The organism is Paenibacillus jamilae (assembly GCF_050482105.1).
Classification (GTDB): domain Bacteria; phylum Bacillota; class Bacilli; order Paenibacillales; family Paenibacillaceae; genus Paenibacillus; species Paenibacillus jamilae_B.
This window is the reverse complement of the sequence record NZ_JBCNHI010000001.1, coordinates 156,443-175,594: the sequence shown is the minus strand read 5'-3', so window position 1 is coordinate 175,594 and position 19,152 is coordinate 156,443. Positions and strand designations below refer to the sequence as shown.

The window sequence follows — 19,152 nt, the reverse complement described above, 5'->3', positions numbered from 1 at the left end:
TCGAACAATTAGAACCAAGTCCGAAAGGGCTTGGTTTTTTTGTGTTTTTGCTACTTGTCTTTTTCATTCTTTCAGTTCTCTTAAAACGGTTCTATCAAAGTGGACGACCTCATATGATTGAAAATATCTGCTGGAGTATATCTGTACTTTCAGCCGGACACTCAGCCCTTTGATGGAGGTTTCAGCCTATGAAAGATTCACAGGTTCGCATCCGTATACCCATTCATCATCCTAAGGAAAATCGCCAGGCCGCATTTGCGGAGGAAAGCCCCGGCTCTATAGCAACTTCGTTGCCCAAAAATAAACTTATGCCGCAGCAATCAGGCACAACAGGTGCATTGCCGCCTATCGCTAAGACCGAGCGGCGTACCACAGCGTTGACTTCCGCTATACACCCTGTCGGTAAGGTGCTTCCTGACGTAGGAATAGCTCCTGGTCACCCATACGACGCAAGCAGGCGGCAGGGACCGCAGCCGCATCTGCGGCCTGCAGCCGGGCGAGCCCCACGTTGGGGCAACCGTCGCCCATGGCTCCCCTTTGCTGCCATGGCTGGAGTGCTGGTGCTTGCCATGGCTGTGCCCGCACTAATGGCATGGCCTCGCCAGACGTCGCAGCCTTTGCCGTCTGGGAGCCGCACGACCGCACCTGTGCAGCCTAATACGGCGGCAAAGAGTGAGGCGCCCGTCACGCGTCTGCCGGGTGTTCCGCCAATACCGGCGGTACCCGCTGCTCCAGCGCGCAGCGTGCCGGTCGCGGCAGAGCCGGATGTACGTGTGTACGTTACGTCTACTGGTCGGACGGAGACATTACCTTTGGAGCAATATATTGTTGGCGTAGTAGCAGCTGAGATGCCGCCCAGCTTCGAGGAAGAAGCACTAAAAGCGCAGGCCATTGCCGCACGGACCTTCATTGCGAGGCGTTTGTTGGCTGATGACACCAGTGGAGCCCCAGCGGGCGCAGATGTGACAGATACCGTTAAGCACCAGGCTTACATTTCTAAAGCTAAACTTACTAGAGAATGGGAGCATTCTGGTAAATCTGCAGATTTGGCTAAAATTCGCCAGGCTGTACGCGACACCAAGGATACAATCATGGTGTATGAGGGGAAACCCATTACTGCTTCCTTTTTTTCTACCAGCAATGGCTACACTGAAAATTCAGAGGATGTATGGGCGAAGGCAGTGCCCTATCTACGAAGTGTGTCCAGTCCATGGGACAAGCAGCTGGCCCCTCGTTTTACAGAAACCGTTACAATGAGCCGTCAGAGCGTATTCGATAGATTGGGCTTGAGTCGTGCTGCGGTCACTGCTTCTACTGGAAGGGGAAGTATGCCAGAGATTCGTATACTCTCGAAGACAGAAGGACACCGTATTAAGAAGATTGAGGTAGGGGGCTTGGTCTTTACGGGACCGGAGATCCGTAACAAACTAGGGCTACGGTCGGCTGAATTCACATGGAAGACCGAAGGGGATCGGATTGCTATAACGACCTATGGTTATGGTCATGGCGTGGGTATGAGCCAGTGGGGAGCCAATGGAATGGCCAAGGAGGGTCATACCGCCACTCAGATTCTTCTTCACTATTATACTGGTATTTCTTTTGCGAATGCCTCTCGTATTCTAAGTTAGTAAATTTTTCGTAACTTTGAAGTATAAAAGAGTTGCGCCCGGTAACACTGGTTACTGAGGTGATGAGCAAATGAGTGAACAAAATAAAAACCAGAACCAAAATCATGAAGATACACCCAAAACCTTTCAGGGTGGAAGAGCTTCACGGCCGTCTTCGTGGAAAAAGCTGTTGTCCAAAAGGTGGGCATACCCGGCAGCCTACATTGCCGCAGCAGCCATTATACTAACCTTAGTGTGGGTCTATCAGGATGCTAGCCAGAAGTCTTTCAAACCTGACCCAGCTAGTACATCGGTACAAAGCACAAGCACAGTGAGTACCGATGTTAACGAACAACAGCCAGAAAGTGTGGAGGTTGTTGCTCAGTCGGAAAATATCGCATGGCCGGTGGCAGATGCTGGTGCAGTAAAGGTCGTAAAGCCTTTCTTTGACGAAAACGCGACGGCTGACGAGCAAGCGGCAGCTATGGTAGAATACGATAAAACATTTACGGCTAACACGGGGATTGATCTTTCACGGTCCGACGATCAGGCCTTTGAAGTGAGAGCCGCGCTGAGTGGAAAAGTATCCCGTGTGGAACAACATCCGCTGGTAGGTAATGTCGTAGAAATCACGCATGATAATAATCTCAGAACAGTGTACCAAAGCTTGAGTGATCTGAAAGTAAAAGAAGGAGATCAAGTGAAGCAAAACGATGTGATTGCTTCTGCAGGTCGCAATGAGCTTGAAAAGGATTTGAAAACACATCTGCATTTCGAAGTGTATCAGGATGGCAAGCCAGTGAATCCAACAGGTCTGCTTCCTAAAAAATAAATGATGTCATAGCTTTGCATGCAAAGCGGGGAATTCATATTCCCTGCTTTTTTCTTGTGTAGTTATAGCGCATAAGGTAAACATAAGCTGCTTTTGCCAAATAAATAGGCCTTCCGAAGCATGTCTTCCCGCCAAACCGCGAATATATAGGCACACTCCTCATATAATGTACCAAACTATCCACAGTAGGGAGGCGGGAGCGTGCACGATTACATCAAGGAACGGACCATCAAAATCGGTCGCTGTATCGTGGAAACAAGGAATACGGTCCGTACGATTGCCAAGGAATTTGGTGTCTCCAAGAGCACGGTGCATAAAGATCTGACCGAACGGCTGCCTGAAATTAACCCGGATCTTGCTGATCAGGTGAAGCACATTCTCGAATACCATAAATCCATCCGTCATCTGCGGGGGGGTGAAGCGACGAAAATTAAGTACAAAAAAACGAGTGGGAAAAGAAGGGGAATTCTTGTTTCCGGCAAGTCCTAAAAATATATAGTGAATTGGCTGGCAAAGCCATTGAATCGACCCCCTGAAGTATGATATGTTAAAAGATGGTACAAGACGAAAAATGACATGTAACCGTAGGTTTATACATATATTTGCCGCTTCTTGTCGAATCTTAGCTTTTTAAAATATCACTTTGGGGGCCTTTTTAATATGTTCAGTAATGATATCGGTATCGACCTCGGTACGGCCAACGTGCTTATCCACGTCAAAGGTAAGGGGGTTGTCCTTGACGAACCTTCCGTTGTTGCGATAGAAAGCGATACAAAAAGAGTTCTGGCTGTCGGAGAAGAAGCGCGCCGTATGGTAGGACGTACTCCTGGTAATATCATAGCCATCCGTCCATTGCGTGATGGTGTCATCGCCGATTTTGAAGTAACGGAAGCGATGTTAAAATATTTTATTAATCGGGTAGGGGGAAAAAGCTGGTACAGCCACCCTCGTATTTTGATTTGTGCGCCGACGAACATTACCTCAGTGGAGCAAAAAGCGATTCGTGAAGCGGCGGAGCGTAGCGGGGCGAAAGAAGTATTTTTGGAGGAAGAGCCAAAAGCGGCTGCCATCGGGGCGGGTATGGATATCTTTGAGCCCAGCGGCAACATGGTCGTAGATATTGGTGGCGGAACAACAGACGTTGCAGTCCTCTCTATGGGGGATGTTGTAACAGCGTCTTCTATTAAAATGGCAGGGGACAAATTTGATACTGCCATCATGAAATATGTAAAAACGAAATACAAACTTCTCATTGGGGAACGTACAGCTGAAGATATCAAAATTGCTATCGGAACTGTACATCCAAGCGGACGGCATGCTGAGATGGACATTCGTGGACGGGACATGGTATCTGGATTGCCCAAAACGTTAAGTATTTCTGCGGAAGAAGTGCAGGATGCACTAAGAGATCCCGTTTCAGCGATTGTTGCTGCAGCTAAGTTTGTACTAGAGCAGACTCCACCTGAACTATCAGCTGATATTATTGACCGTGGTGTCATTTTGACAGGCGGGGGTGCATTGCTTAGCGGTTTGGACGAGCTGCTTGCTGAAGAATTGCGTGTTCCGGTGCTGGTTGCCGAAGATCCGATGCATTGTGTCGTTAAAGGTACAGGAATTATGCTGGATAATTTGGATCATGTGGTTAAGAAAAAGTTCTAATCTGCCGATAGTGATTATAAGAGACTCGTGTGCGGTCAGGCAGATTGCCTAGCGTTTTGGTTTTGGCTTTAGTGCCTCCATGCGAGCATTTTCATTGATGAGCAGAGTATAGGATTGGGGTGCACGATACATGTTGAGAGGTTTATATACTGCGGCCGCCGGAATGATGACACAACAGCGACGTCATGACACCGTGACGCAAAATATTGCTAATATGAATACTACAGGATACAAGCAGGAGAATAGCGTTCAGCGCTCATTCCCGGAAATGCTTATTTCCATGACGGGTGGGAACCCTGATAACCCGGACCGTACGGTTGGTAAGCTCAATACTGGCGTTTTTGCTGAGGAAAGCCTCTCTCCTTACATCCAGGGAGCATTGAAGGATAGTGGACAAACTACGGATTTTGCAATACAGTCCAATATTAGTGTGAACGACCCGGCGACTGGTCGACCTATGGCTTTTGATCAGGCAGGGAAATTCATCAATGCTAACGGTGAAGTCACCTATCGTCCAGAAGCATTTTTTACGGTACGAGACAATAATGGTAACATTCGTTATACACGTGATGGACATTTTCAAGTAAGTGGAACGGGAGCATTGCTTTCGTCAACGGGTTCAGCAGTGCTGGATACGAATGGAAAGCCAATTCAATTGACGGGATCTGTCTCAGCGCTTAAAGTAAATGAACGGGGTCAATTGGTGGACAGCCAATCCAACCAGCTGCTCGGAACAACACTAGGAATTAGTGTTATTGATCGGCCTTACCAGCTCGTTCGTGAGGGCAACGGCAATTTCCGCTTGAATGATACGGATGGTGCTACAGCCAGAATGATGACTGCTAATGATACTGTATCTGTTCGTCAAGGCTATCTGGAAGTATCTAATGTAGATGCTGCTCAGTCGATGGTGGATATGATGGCTGCGTTAAGAGCGTATGAAGCGAATCAGAAGGTTATTCAATTTTATGATAAAAGCTTGGACAAGGCCGTTAACGAAGTAGGCCGTGTATAACAGGGGGTAAGTGATGAACAACTCCATGATTGGCGCAATGGTATCTATGGCCAGTGTGCAGCAACGTTTGGATTTAATTGCCGATAATATCGCCAATGTCAATACGGTTGGTTATAAGAGTAAACAGGGTTCCTTTGAAGATGTATTGGCTAATGTGCAGCAACAACCTTCAACGTATCTTCAAAATGGACGGGCGATGCCACTCGGCTATAATTTGGGCTACGGAGTCAAAACGACCGCAGTTATGAAAAATATGGAGCAAGGTCCGTTGAAGGAGACGGGACTTCCTACTGACCTGGCCATTCAGGGAAATGCTTTGTTTGAAGTCCAGGGGAATGGGCAAAAAGCTTGGACGCGTGACGGCAGCTTTCATTTTGTTCCTGATCCGAATGATAATGAAACGATGATGTTGACCACTGCAGAAGGCTATTCTGTGCTGGATAATAACGATGTTCCTGTGACCGCGCCAGCGGGTTCCAAAGTAGCTATTACTTCCGATGGTGAATTGCTGATTCGTGCTAATGGGACTGGCGCTCCGACAGCTGGTCAGCGAATTAAACTAATGGATGTACAGCGTCCAGAAGGGTTACAACAGCGCGATGATAACCTGTTCGTGTTAGCGAATGGTGTGACAGAAGCTGATGTATTCGGGGCAGCAGGGGTGGCAGGTGCTGTTCCAAAGGATGTATCTGTGCGTTCCGGTTATCTGGAGGAATCTAATGTGGATTTAGCGGGCGAAATGACGGATATGATGCAAGTCCAGCGAATGTATCAAATGGCGGCACGGGCGCTAACCTCTAGTGATACGATGATGAACCTGGCCAACAATTTGAGGGCTTAAGGATTTGGTGATGAAGGAAGAACAAACTGATTCCCGTCCGGTGCCTGAAAAGACTAAGTCCCGCTGGCGTTCTGCTCGTTATTTCGTAGTTCCGTTGTTGCTCCTGTTCTCGCTGTTAGGCGGCTTAATTGCAGGATATGTAATTGTAGGTAAGCAAGGGCTGGCAGGCGTATTTGAATGGAAGACCTGGCAGCATGTCATTGATCTTATATTTGCGCCTTAGTTTACTTTAAATGAGTGGTGGGCGAGAAATAGGTCGCTCCGCGTGCAGATTGTTCTTCCGATTGCTGTTATCCCCAGATTCATTTTGATTTTAAAACATTCTATGTTTGAATCCGGGGATAAAGGCAAACGCTGCGCTTCTTCAGAACAATTCTGCCCGCTCCGCTGGCTACCCGCCATTAGGGCCACTCTTGTTAAAGTAAATAGACCCGCAATTTGTGTGGGGAGTATAGAAAACAAAACCCTGTGCCAGCGGCGCAGGGTTTTATTATGTCTTCAATGGGGAGAATCGTTTAAACGTAGTGACGGACAGCTTGCTCCTTAAAGACAATCGCAGGAGTCTTTGATTGTTTCTCTGCCCTTCACGACAAGCAAGTATTATTGAAGCGAGCTTTCTTTTTGAGCGAAAAGTAACTCGGCGGAGGGGGGGATTTGAATTTGGAGAAGCGATAGCGTTCGCCTTTGCCCCTAAATTTTAACCTTGCAGATTTTATAAAATGAAAAAATTAAGGGGCAACAGCGATCGGAAGATCAAATAAATCACGTAGCCCTCCCCCCCTTGACTCAAATTGAACGTTCGCTTCACCCATAATAGAAGCGACAAATATGGTACTTCCGCGTAATTTTCTTTTTGCATCTGATAAATGTATAATGATGTGGAGTTTATAACACTGCGGGGTAAAACGAAGAACGGGCAAAAGGGCTTCTTCTCGCCTCTGGTTGCGTAACTGGCGGAAAAAGCCCCTTATCTCAACCTTCACTTCTGCAGTAGGTGAAGGATATCTAACATTGTTGCCGTTATGAGCTGTTTTTATGCAGCGCAAGCGGGGTAATATTATGCTTGCAGTGCTCATGACTGATACAGTGTCAAATCTGCAAGCGGGAGGAGTTATTAAGGTAAATGGACAAATTGCAATTGGATGTTAATCAAATTCAGGAGATTATTCCACATCGACCACCATTTTTGTTGGTAGACCGTATTATTGAACTGGAGGAAGGGAAAAGAGCAGTAGGCATCAAAAATGTAACGATGACTGAGCCTCATTTCGTCGGACATTTTCCGGGTTATCCTGTTATGCCTGGTGTGTTGATCACTGAAGCGTTGGCTCAAGTTGGGGCAGTTGCATTACTGCACCTAGAGAGCAATCGCGGCAAGATCGGCTTTTTGGCAGGGCTGGATAGTTTCCGTTTCCGTGGACAGGTGGTTCCTGGCGATACGCTGACACTTGAAGTGGAAATTACCCGTTCCAAAGGTGCTTTTGGCAAAGGAAAAGCTACGGCAAAAGTGGGCGATACAGTAGTAGCTGAGGGCGAGATTATGTTTGCCTTATCAGACCCACCCCAATAAATTAAGCCCTGCAGACATAAGCACGACGTCTATACCGAGTGCATGTGTACATAGAGATCCTGTTTTGACAACCCAAAAATGGAGAGGGGAAATTCCGTATGACGCAGTTGAGTAAAAAAGCATTAGAAGGCATTGAGAGCTGGCTGCAAGACCCTTATATTGATGAAGAAACCAAACAGGAGTTGCGCGCATTGCAAGGCAACGACCAGGAACTAGAGGATCGTTTTTACAAAGAACTTGAATTCGGTACAGGCGGTCTGCGTGGGGTGATTGGGGCAGGTAGTAACCGGATGAATCGTTATGTGATTGGACGTGCGACCCAAGGGCTCGCTCGCTATATTGTAGAGCAGCATGCTGGCAAAGAAGGCAAACCTTCGGTTGTCATTGCACATGATTCGCGTCATTTTTCGCCAGAGTTTGCTCTGGATGCAGCTTTGGTGCTGGCGGGCAATGGTATTGTAGCTAAGTTGTTCCCTTCCTTGCGTCCAACGCCACAGCTTTCGTTTAGTGTACGTCATTTGGGTGCAAGTGGAGGGATTGTTGTAACAGCGAGTCACAACCCTCCTGAGTACAATGGTTACAAGGTATACAACAATGAAGGTGGTCAGCTTGTTCCAGATCAGGCTGAAAAGGTGATTGGCTACATTCGTGAGGTCCCTTCTTTTGCTGACATCAAAAGTCTGACACGTGAAGAAGCAGAAGCACAGGGATTGTTGGTTTGGCTTGGAGAAGAGGAAGATGAAGCATTTGTGGATACGGTAGCCAGTGTGAGTGTGAACCGAGAACTGATTGCAGCTGGACCGGGCAAAAATTTTAAAGTGGTGTTTACACCTCTTCATGGCACTGGAAATATACCAGTTCGTCGTGTGCTGGAGAAAATCGGTTTTGAACAGGTGCATATTGTACCTGAGCAAGAGCAACCAGATGCAGAATTTTCGACTGTTAAATCGCCTAACCCGGAAGAACGTGATGCGTTCAAGTTGGCAATTGAACTGGGCGAAAAAATTGGTGCGGATTTGTTGATCGGAACAGACCCTGATGCTGACCGTATGGGTGCCGTTGTGAAAAACCGTGATGGCGAATATGTAGTATTGTCCGGTAATCAGTCCGGCGCAATTATGGTTTACTACTTGCTGAATCAGCTAAAAGAAACTGGCAAGCTCCCGAATAATGGTGCGGTTATCAAAACTATCGTAACTAGCGAGATGGGTGCAGTCATTGCCGAACATTTTGGAGCCACGGTGTTTAACACACTAACTGGCTTCAAATATATTGGTGAGAAAATGAACCAGTTTGACCAAACTGGCGAGTATACCTACCTGTTTGGCTATGAAGAGAGCTACGGCTATCTGGCAGGAAATTACGCTCGTGACAAGGATGCTGTCTTGGCGGCTATGCTGATTGCTGAAGCTGCTGCTTATTACAGTACGCAAGGCAAGACGCTCTATGATGTTTTACAAGAGCTGTATGAGCAGTTTGGCTACTTCCTTGAAAAGCTGGAGTCTCGTACGCTCAAGGGTAAGGATGGAGTGGAGCAAATCCAGGCTAAAATGACAGATTGGCGCAGTAACACACCTCAAGAGATTGCAGGCGTGAAGGTCGACAAAGTACTGGACTACTCGCAAGGCCTGGACGGACTTCCGAAGGAAAATGTGCTCAAGTTTTTACTGGAGGACGGTTCATGGTTCTGCCTGCGTCCTTCGGGCACGGAGCCTAAAATCAAAGTATACTTTGCAGTACGTGGCTCCTCGCTGTCAGACGCGGAGCAAAGAATCGGTCAGCTGGCCGATGCTGTTATGGCTCGCGTAGACGCTTGAGAAAATTCCCTTTATAATAGAATAGGTTAAGGTAACTAGATATGGAATAAGTAATCGGTGACCTCTCACGGCAAAGGGTAGTACGCCGTGGAGGTCATTTCTCTGTATTGCAGAATAACCTGGGAGAGGCTTTGGAAAAATAGGCTTATTCCGGCAACGGAGGATTTTGCAAAATTCAATGAGTGACCTACCTAAGGATAGAATTGGTAACGTGGGCTGCATTGAATTTTGCAAAATCCCGAATATTAAGGAGGTTCTTTGGTGTATCAGAAATGGCATTATTGGAATACGGCTTCTCGAAAATGGTTGTGGATTTTGGTCGCTGTTGGCTTGCTGGCTTCCATTCCAGTCATCGCCGATCGTGTAAAGACAGAATCCTCAAGTAAAAAAGTAGAGATTGTATTCGATTATCGGGATTTGACGGAGGCGGCTTCGTATCAGGCTCATCCGCAGGACTATCTGAATGAGCAGCTTGACCGCTTGCAACAAGCGGGTGTGAACAGCATGGCGATGTATGAAAGTACGCTGGATGATTTTCGTAAAGCGGGTCGTGTTGTAACTTATACGACTCAGAATGTTGCGGATCTGGAAAAACGTCTTTCACCTGCAAATGAGAATTTTACGTACGTTGTTTTCACCGACAAAGAAAATGCCGAGGCGCTAAAGCCGTTAATTTTACGTACATTTACAAGTTTGGATATTAACGTTAAGCCGTGGAGTTATCAAGGGCAGGAAGGGCTAGTTATTGAAACATCCCCAGAGGATGCGTATCTCAAGCCCATGCAGCCTGACCCGATTGCTATGAAGCAGCTTCGTAGCAAAGGATTTTTTATTGTTCCACGCATGAGTGACAGCCTTCCCTATAACCAGGAGTTGACGGAAGAGATGTTAGCTTCCTTTCAGCAAAATGGTGTAAAGCGCATTTTGTTTGAAGGTGATTCAGTCAAAGGCTTTACTGATAATGAGAAAGAGCATAGCTTGGCGGCATTTGCTAAATTGCTGAATAAATACGATATAGGCTTAGCTGCTATCGAAAACTTAAAAAAACCGCAGGCAGGCTTCAATAAGCTCGCCTACGATATCCACTATAATGTTGTGCGTCTATACTCACTGAGTGATAAAGATGCAATGCTCGATGTGGAAACGTTGGCCGATCGTTTTGCACTCGCCACCAAGGATCGGAATATTCGCATGTTGTATCTGAATACCGCGCCTAGTCGCAGTGTTGCTGAGGCCAAGGTGAAGGATTCGGTTGACAACCTGATCCACAGTTTAGACAAACCAGGCAACGCAGTACAGCGAATGGAGAAAAAAGGCTTTGAACTTGGACAAGCTGAACCTTTCCAAGTAGTTGATTCATCCATTCAGCGTTATCTGAAGATGCTCGTCGTGCTGGGTGCACTGGCGCTCTTCTCCATTATGGTGTCCTATTTCGTTCCGGCGCTGACTCTGCTGGCGTATGTACTCGGTTTGGTAGGTTCTGCTGGGCTTTATGTTTTGAACTCCAGCTTGATGGAGCAAGGCTTGGCGCTACTTGCAGCGATTAGCGGACCTACGGTTGCAATGATCATTGCCGTGCGTACGATTAGGATTAAACGTGAACAGAAACTTGAACTTTCTGTAGGTCAACGTTTGACTCAAACACTTATACTGTACGTCCAGACAGCGATCTTGTCGCTAGCTGCAGTGCCTTTTGTTATTGCGCTGTTGAACAGTATTGCCTACAGTCTGGTGTTAAACCAATTTAGAGGTGTAAGCTTGCTTCACATTTTGCCGATCTTCTTGGCAGCGATATATATTTTCTTTTATCGTGGTGTTTCTATACGGGGGGAAATTTCCAAACTTCTGCGTACACCAATTACTGTATTGTGGGTTATTGCACTGGCTGTTATCGGAGCGGCAGGCTTCTACTATTTGACTCGTACTGGAAATGCAGGTACAGTGTCGAACACAGAGCTGGTTTTCCGTAACTTCCTTGAGAATGCGTTTGGTGTGCGCCCGCGTAATAAGGAATTTTTAATGGCTCACCCACTGTTTATTGCAGGGATATTCTTGGCTTTGAAATATCGCAAAGCAATCTACTTGCTGATCATTGCTGCTATTGGTCAAGCCTCGATGGTGGATACCTTCGCTCACATTCACTCTCCAGCCGCGCTTTCGTTTAGCCGTGGGCTGTTGGGATTAGGATTGGGATTGGTGCTGGGAATCATCGCAATTGTCGTGTGGCAAGTGCTGGAAGGATGTTGGAAGAAATGGTCACCACAGCTAAAACGATAATAATCTCCGGTTATTACGGGTTTCGCAATAGTGGGGATGAAGCGGTGCTTAAGTCAATTTTAACTGCTTTAGAAGAGGAGAGCCGTGAGGCGGGGATTACGGTCAAACCTGTTGTTCTATCCTCTGATCCCGCTTGGACACAGAAAATGTACGGAGTAGAAGCTGTACAGCGTATGAGCCTGGGAGAAGTGCGGAGAGCGATTAAAAACAGTGACGGGCTAATTAGTGGCGGCGGGAGTCTGCTCCAGGATGCTACAAGCCCTAAGAGCATTCCGTATTATCTTGCGATTCTAAAACTGGCTCAATGGGCTGGGAAGCCGACGTTTATATATGCTCAGGGCATGGGCCCAGTACATCGGAAAATATTTTATCCAATGATCCGGTCTGTGTTCCAACGCTGTGAATATGTTTCCGTAAGAGATGAACAATCTGCTGTTTTGCTGGGTGCCATGAAACTGAAACGCCCGGTTGTCGAGGTTGTTCCTGATCCTGTAATGGGGCTTCCATTGCCCTCCGGTTCCAAGCTACTAGATACTGCAACTGAGGCTGATGTGGGGAAACTCCCAGTCGTTGGTGTGTCAGTGCGTAGCTGGGATAAGGAACAACGCGATTTAACGGCTATAGCAGACGGCTTAAAAAGATTAGCTACGGAGCGCCGTGTTCACCTGCGTTTTTTACCATTCCATTTACCTGACGACGAACAGGCTTCAAGGATGGTAATGGATTTGTTGGGGGATATTAGGGGGACGGGGAGCCTTGTCAGTATGTGTGACCAAGTTGCCGATCCTCAACAGATGCTTTTAGAAGTCAGCAGATGCAGTTTGATGATCGGGATGAGACTGCACAGCCTGATCTATGCAGCATCCCATCAGGTGCCTCCATTGGGTATATCTTACGATCCCAAAATTGACCATTTCCTCAGTCGTGTTGGTAGCCAGCCTGTAGGTACTACAGAAGCATTGGACGGGCAAAAGCTGGCTAACGAGTCTATGCGGCTGCTAGATCAACGTAGTCAATGGATCGAGAGCCAAGGGGAAGCAATTGCGTTGTTAAAAAGTGAGGCTCGCTTACCAGCTCAGCATATCGTTAATTACTTGTGTCGCAAAGGATGATGGATACAGTGACAGTTAATGAGGTTACGAATGTGCCTACCGTCCCGATTTTCGGTGTTCAGGTATCAAGGCTTAATATGAAAGATACATTAAATGTATTAGTTCAGGCGGTGAAGTCTCGCCGTCCCCATCAAGTAATCACTGCCAATCCGATTATGGTAATGGCTGCATTGGAAGATCCGATGTATATGAATGTGATGAAACAGGCAGAGCTGATTGTTCCAGATGGAACTGGAGTGGTTTGGGCTGCAAATTATGTGGGGCATCCCGTACCCGAGAGAGTGGCGGGCTTTGACTTGTTACATGAATTGCTCGCAGCCGGAGAAAGCTACCATTGGAAAGTTTATTTACTTGGATCAACACCTGAAGTGATTCAAGCGACCGCTCAGCGGGTACATGAGCTTTATCCCGGAATTACGGTTTGTGGCAAGCGCGATGGTTTTTTTGGACCTAACGAGGACGAAGCGGTAATTGCGGCTATTCGCGAAGCGAGTCCTGATTTGTTGTTTGTAGCACGTGGAGCGGACACACAGGAACCCTGGATTGGTAAATATAAGGAACAACTGGGTGTACCAGTGATGATGGGAGTCGGCGGTAGTTTCGATGTTATATCGGGCAAAACCAAACGCGCACCTAAACTGTTTCAAAAGCTACGAGCTGAGTGGTTATATAGACTCCTAAAAGAGCCCACTCGTTATAAAAGAATGCTTGCGTTGCCGAAATTCGCAGTGAAAGTGATGCGTGAAAAAGAAAACGTCACAAAAGTGTGATAAATAGCTTGAATCTGCCTTTAAAACCCGCTAATTTGCCAGAATATGAGGCTTGGTATTTATTTTTGATCAGAGTATAATTCAATGCGGTTACATCTGAAAAGGCATTGCTTTAAAATTGGGGGTCGAATGATCAAATGTTATTGATCTATATTATTGGTTTCATCATGGCACTGGGACTTGCGCTGTTACTAACACCGCTCGTCAAGAGATTTGCTGTGAAGGTTGGAGCCGTCGATGTGCCGAATGCCCGAAAAGTACATACCCGAATTATGCCGCGTCTTGGCGGTCTGGGGATTTTCTTGGCATTTCTGTTGTCCTTATTGGCGATGTTACCTTTTGTGCCTGACGGAATGCTGTCCTCGCGGGATATTAACTTTATTGCAGCCTTTCTGATTGGCGGTACGTTGATTACATTGATCGGTGCTCTCGATGATCGTCTTGATCTTAATGCAAAATTGAAATTCTTGGCTCAAATTGCCGTGGCGTGTATGGTCGTGTTTGCTTTTGATATTCGTGTGGATTTTGTAAATGTACCTTTTCAAGATGCATACTCTTCTTTAGAAAGCTGGATTTCCATTCCGCTTACGATTTTCTGGATCGTAGGTGTGACCAATGCCATCAATTTGATTGACGGTCTGGATGGACTGGCTGCAGGTGTCTCAGGAATTGCGATTGGTACGATCGCTGTGATGTCGTTATTAATGGGCAATTACATGGTTGCCATGCTTTGCCTTGTGCTGCTAGGAAGTATTATCGGATTTTTGTTTTTTAACTTTCATCCTGCGAAAATATTTATGGGTGATACAGGGTCCTTATTTTTAGGTTTCTCTCTGGCTATGCTTTCCATGCTTGGTTTCAAGCAAATCGCTATCGTATCATTTATTACGCCATTGATTATTATCGGTGTGCCTTTGTCAGATACATTCTTTGCTATTATTCGTCGCAAGTTGCAGAAAAAACCGATATTCTCACCGGATAAAGGTCATTTGCATCACTGCTTGCGCGAACTAGGCTTCAGTCACAGACAGACAGTGTTGATTATCTACGGTATTGCTGTATTTTTCGGTATATTAGCCGTTATTCAATCATCGGCTGCGCTTAATGAAGCCAACTGGGTTACCTTTGTTGTGATATGTATCATGATGTTCTTCCTACAGATCGGGGCAGAAGTTATTGGTCTCGTTGGCAAAACCAAACGTCCTGTTCTTAACACACTAATCCGGCTGTTGGCTAAGCCAGATTCCCAGACGCGATCGAAATTATAATTTTAATTTAAATGTAAGCCTTCAAGCTTGGCGGTATACCGCGGGTTTGAGGGCTTTTTTGATGTTTGCTGTAAAAAAACTCCCTCCTTTTTTGAGAATTTACTAATTTTTTGTATGTTTGCTACCGATAAAAAAAGTATGAATGATTACGTACCCCAAGGTGCGACAGAATCAAAGGAGGACAATGATTTGAAACGATTGCTATCCATGTTGCTGACGGTTGGTCTCATCATTGGCTTGGTGCCGGCGGCCCTGGTAGGTACGGCTCATGCTGCGACAGGAACTTATTTCATTTTTCCAAATGAAAAATATGATGTGGATTCGGCCAGAATGGTAAACACTGACCGTGTTACTGTTAACGGTACGATTAACGGAGTGAATGGAAGTACTATATCGTATAGTGTATTCCAACTCTCTAAAAATGGAACAAATCTTACAGTAGTTAATAAAAACGAGAGTCAAAAGGGCGGAATTACAGTTAATGGCTCTACGATTCAAATTTCAGACATTAAACTGTTTCCTGGTTTGAACCGAATTACATTCCAAAGTAGTCAAAATTCGGCTGAAATGAAGGATTCCATCTACATTGAGTATCAGGATGGACCCAAGCTGTATGATCTGTCTGCTACACTGAATGGCCAAACCCAGCAGTTGCTAGAGAATCAGACGGCGGTGCTGACAGATGCAAAAAATAGCGGCACAGATGACGTGAAAGTAGTCATTCAAGGTACAGCGCCTAATGCTGACAGTGTAACGCTGACTTCTACAAAAAGTAGTAACACGTATAATGTTTCCTCTTATACTGGCTATAAATTGACAGGTAGTGTTGTACTCACTCCGGGTAAAAATATAGTGACGATTAAAGTGAATAACGGAACTCAGGCTCTTACAGTTACGCGTGAAATTACGATTTATACGGGTAAACCTGAATTTTCTGATCTGACTTTGAATAAGGACGGCAATGTGTCTGCTGATCTTACGACTTCGCCTGACTTTACCGTATCGTCTACAAGCGGTGTGGTTTTGAAAGGTAATGTTTTGGTTCCTTCCGGAGCAACTGATCCAGTAGTGAGCAAAATTAATGCTAGATTTACGGATGTAAGTAATAACGGTAGCGCAATCGGGGATACCAATGGAATTGATGCTACGATTGATACAGCCAATGTGGTTACATCCAGTGGTTACAAAGTATATCCGTTCCAGGTAACTGTGCCTGATGGTATCGTAACTGACCACTTGATTCGTGCATCCCTGAGTGTAGGGTTTGCAGATGGAACAAGCTCCAATGCATCTGCGGTTCAATTTACATTGCGCAGCAGCACTCAGCCTTATATTGACGACGTGAACTTTCTCCCTGATTTTAATAATCAGCTGTTGAGTAGATATAATGGTAGTGGGTCTGATCAAGCTGCTGCCATAGATGAAGCCATGAAATTAACGGGAAGTTCTATGAAGAACAAGACAACAGATGTCCCATCTGTGCCTATAGGTATGGAATTTATCATTGTTAATGGTACACCTGGTACAATTAGCGAGCTTTCTGGCGTACCCGTTCATGTCGTGGGCTCCCAAGATGTGATTCGGACAATCAATGGTAAGTCAACACAAGTGAAGAAAGTTGTTGCTTACGTAGATACTTTGCCTAAAGAAGGACAAAACGTCCTGAATTTCTACCTGAATACTGACTCAAGCAAATTGATTAAGGCAACTGTGAACTTGTTGCAGGGTCCATTCATGAAATACGATACGATTTATGATGGTCAACAAATTCCGTTGAATACATCGAGTGCAAACTTGAATACGTATAAACTGAATCAATTGGGTTATTTTAAAGGTAAATTGCTAGATGTAAGTAATGCAGCGGATATTCACTACACTGGCAGTAACCGGAACGTATTTTTGTATGTGAACAACGTATTAGTTGATCTTGATGGCTCAGGAGCGAACTTTAAGCTGGCTGCTTCCTCCTATGATGCGGCTGCCAACGCACTGGCAAACGGAAATAATGAAATCAAGTTTGTGTTCAAGCCAGGTATCGAGTATAGCAATACGGTAAAAGTAAACTTTACACAAACGAATATTCCGGTAATTCCTGCTCCAAACACACAAGGAATTATTCCTTTTACACCCGTTAGCGGCCTGAGCAATACGCCGAAGTATAGCGAAATTGCACCGAAAGCAAAAGATGCAAATTTCACTAAAGTAGATGACACTAACTACAAAACATCTCTGAAAAATATCAATATCTTTGGTACTTTCAGTATTGCTGATTTGGGTAAAGCGGATCAGGTGAATGGTTCGTTAAGTGATATTGCCAATAAAGATCAATACATTCTAGAAATTAAGGGATCAGATGACAGTGAGGTTAACTGGACGCTGAATAACGAGTTCTTCTCAGCAGAGGACGCCAAAACTGCATACAACTCTGGTGCCACTACGGATAAGTTTACAAGCAAAGATTTGAAAGACCTGCTCGTATACTACCATCCGGATAAAAAGTATTTCAGCTTTGTATTGAAAAACCAAACTATTTCGCAAGATGGAACGCCAGTAGCTTATAACATTACCTTGTACAACAGTGGTAAGAGCGGACCGTTTGCTACTTTCCGACTGCAAGTATCTGGTCAATCCACATCTTTTGATATCTTGCGTCCGCTTCCTGAAAAACGGATCGTGAATCAAAACTTTGTGCAGGTTGTTGTAAATGCAGGTAATGCAGATAGTGTTACAGTAGGTAAAGAAACAGCAGTTCAAGAGGGATTCGACTCAGATTATGATGGTACTGTTGATTACCCATCAACTTACAAAGCCATCGTTACAGGTCTAAAAGCCAACAAAGATAATAAAATTGATGTAGTGGTTACGGTGGGTAAGGAAAAATTAAAACAGACCATCACTGTTAAGTATGTGCCTACTAATATTCCTGGTGAGCAGTACATGGAAGCGATGAAAACATCGCACAAAGTGTTTGATGGTAATCTTACACTTGCTTTCGCGAAGGGAACGAGCCTGATACGTCGGGATTACGATCAACCACAGCAATTCAAAAACCAGGTTTTCTCTGGTCATACTTTGTACTTTGCCATCGCGAATAGCGAAGATGGTGTGGTAGACCGTCATGAATTTGAAACTGAAAAAGCGCTGTCCGACATGCAGAGCTTGATTGCAGATGGAAGCAGATACTTCAACAGAGATTTTCCAAGTCGCTTTACCAAGTCCAGTCCAGTATTCTGGATTGACCCAGGTACAGCAGATGATATCAAAACCGATGCTTACGATCCGGTAACGTATGGTGCCGATCCATATCAATTGGCGAATAAATCGCAAAATGACAGTAGCAAGATCAAAAACTTCTACTGGCGTGACCCATCTAACGAGCTAGTGCCTTCCAAGCGTGCTACATTGACGCTGACGTATGATAGCAGTATTGCTCAGGATGCAGGGAAACAAATGACAGTGTTCTTTTTTGATCCAGATCTTAAAGATTGGCAGAACATTGGTGGTGTCGTAGATCCGAAGAAACATACCATTAAAGTACCGTTTGATCGTTTCGGCTACTATGTAGTTGCTAAGGTTGGGGAAACGTATAGTGATGTCATTAAGCACAAATACGCCAGAGATTACATCGAAGCGATCTTGGCCAAAGGTGTTATGAACCCAATGGATCCAATTAATAGCTTTGGGCCTGACAGCTACATTAAAAGAGGCGAATTCACGTCGATGATTGTCAAAGGTCTGCAAATTCCACTTAATTTCAGTGGAGCGAAGCATTTTGATGACGTGTCTATTCCAAATACGATATCCGCAGATGCACTCTACGATTATCGTTATATTGAAACAGCTGCGCGTGCTGGTATTGTTAAAGGTTCACAACCAAGAATCTTTATGCCGGAAGATGTAATCACACGTCAGGACGCAGCAGTCATTATCGCCAAGGCATTGAATTTGAAGCTTGAAACAGATCATGACAAGATTATGAAGAATCTGTCTAAAACCTTTAAAGATGCCGACAAGATTGATTACTATGCGCAAGCATCTGTATTGGCTATCGCTAAGAAAGGCTTTATCACAGGATCGCCTGTAGATGCAAGTGATCTGAAAAAAGGATATATGTTTAACCCTACATCCTTGACCTTGCGCGGAGATGCAGCGATTATTGTAGCCAAAGTTATGGCTGATAAAAAACTGCTTCCTAAAATCTAATTATAAAAAACTGTAATTATTAAACATCCCTCCATGCGAAATGGAAATTCCCTTTCATATACATGAGAGGGATGTTTTTTATAAATCAGCTATTTGACTGGGATTAAGGGCCTATGCCATAATATCAAAGAGATGAAAACTTTGGATAAGCACTACGGCATTTTTCATTTTAGATTTGCCA

Annotated in this window: 14 protein-coding genes; all 14 read left to right on the top strand. The window is 45.2% G+C overall.

The genetic code is table 11. The features are described from left to right. Window positions 1-188 precede the first annotated feature (188 nt). Window positions 189-1,628, top strand: a complete 1,440-nt coding sequence (spoIID, locus tag ABEW32_RS00635) for a stage II sporulation protein D (RefSeq protein ID WP_430183724.1) — start codon at window positions 189-191, stop codon at window positions 1,626-1,628. A 70-nt stretch (window positions 1,629-1,698) separates the two neighbouring features. Further along, window positions 1,699-2,439: a stage II sporulation protein SpoIIQ gene (gene spoIIQ / locus ABEW32_RS00630; protein WP_151255489.1), complete on the top strand. Its 741-nt coding sequence runs from the start codon at window positions 1,699-1,701 to the stop codon at window positions 2,437-2,439. A gap of 201 nt (window positions 2,440-2,640) precedes the next feature. After that, window positions 2,641-2,928, top strand: a complete 288-nt coding sequence (gene spoIIID / locus ABEW32_RS00625) for a sporulation transcriptional regulator SpoIIID (RefSeq protein ID WP_013373425.1) — start codon at window positions 2,641-2,643, stop codon at window positions 2,926-2,928. A 171-nt stretch (window positions 2,929-3,099) separates the two neighbouring features. Next, complete coding sequence (gene mreB / locus ABEW32_RS00620; protein ID WP_151255490.1) at window positions 3,100-4,098, top strand: rod shape-determining protein; 999 nt, start codon at window positions 3,100-3,102, stop codon at window positions 4,096-4,098. Between the two features lie 130 nt (window positions 4,099-4,228). Then, window positions 4,229-5,113, top strand: a complete 885-nt coding sequence (locus ABEW32_RS00615) for a flagellar hook-basal body protein (protein WP_430183721.1) — start codon at window positions 4,229-4,231, stop codon at window positions 5,111-5,113. Between the two features lie 13 nt (window positions 5,114-5,126). After that, a complete protein-coding gene (locus ABEW32_RS00610) occupies window positions 5,127-5,954 on the top strand; it encodes a flagellar hook-basal body protein (protein WP_430183719.1) in 828 nt (275 codons plus the stop codon). Window positions 5,955-5,964: 10 nt separating this feature from the next. After that, window positions 5,965-6,177, top strand: a complete 213-nt coding sequence (locus ABEW32_RS00605; protein WP_430183811.1) for a DNA-directed RNA polymerase subunit beta — start codon at window positions 5,965-5,967, stop codon at window positions 6,175-6,177. A gap of 900 nt (window positions 6,178-7,077) precedes the next feature. Continuing rightward, window positions 7,078-7,524: a 3-hydroxyacyl-ACP dehydratase FabZ gene (gene fabZ, locus ABEW32_RS00600; RefSeq protein WP_430183717.1), complete on the top strand. Its 447-nt coding sequence runs from the start codon at window positions 7,078-7,080 to the stop codon at window positions 7,522-7,524. A 98-nt stretch (window positions 7,525-7,622) separates the two neighbouring features. Further along, entirely contained in the window at window positions 7,623-9,341 is a 1,719-nt protein-coding gene (locus tag ABEW32_RS00595) for a phospho-sugar mutase (RefSeq protein WP_430183715.1), read from the top strand. Between the two features lie 261 nt (window positions 9,342-9,602). After that, on the top strand, window positions 9,603-11,618 hold the full coding sequence (locus ABEW32_RS00590; protein WP_430183713.1) for a DUF5693 family protein: 2,016 nt from the start codon (window positions 9,603-9,605) through the stop codon (window positions 11,616-11,618). Further along, complete coding sequence (csaB, locus tag ABEW32_RS00585) at window positions 11,594-12,730, top strand: polysaccharide pyruvyl transferase CsaB (protein WP_430183809.1); 1,137 nt, start codon at window positions 11,594-11,596, stop codon at window positions 12,728-12,730. The genes ABEW32_RS00590 and csaB overlap by 25 nt, the downstream gene beginning before the upstream one ends. Window positions 12,731-12,738: 8 nt before the next feature. Continuing rightward, window positions 12,739-13,500 (top strand): WecB/TagA/CpsF family glycosyltransferase, encoded by a 762-nt coding sequence (locus ABEW32_RS00580; RefSeq protein ID WP_430183711.1) that lies wholly within the window; start codon window positions 12,739-12,741, stop codon window positions 13,498-13,500. 137 nt (window positions 13,501-13,637) lie between these two features. Further along, entirely contained in the window at window positions 13,638-14,768 is a 1,131-nt protein-coding gene (locus tag ABEW32_RS00575; protein WP_016822900.1) for a glycosyltransferase family 4 protein, read from the top strand. Between the two features lie 189 nt (window positions 14,769-14,957). Continuing rightward, window positions 14,958-18,971 (top strand): S-layer homology domain-containing protein, encoded by a 4,014-nt coding sequence (locus ABEW32_RS00570; protein ID WP_430183709.1) that lies wholly within the window; start codon window positions 14,958-14,960, stop codon window positions 18,969-18,971. Window positions 18,972-19,152 lie beyond the last annotated feature (181 nt).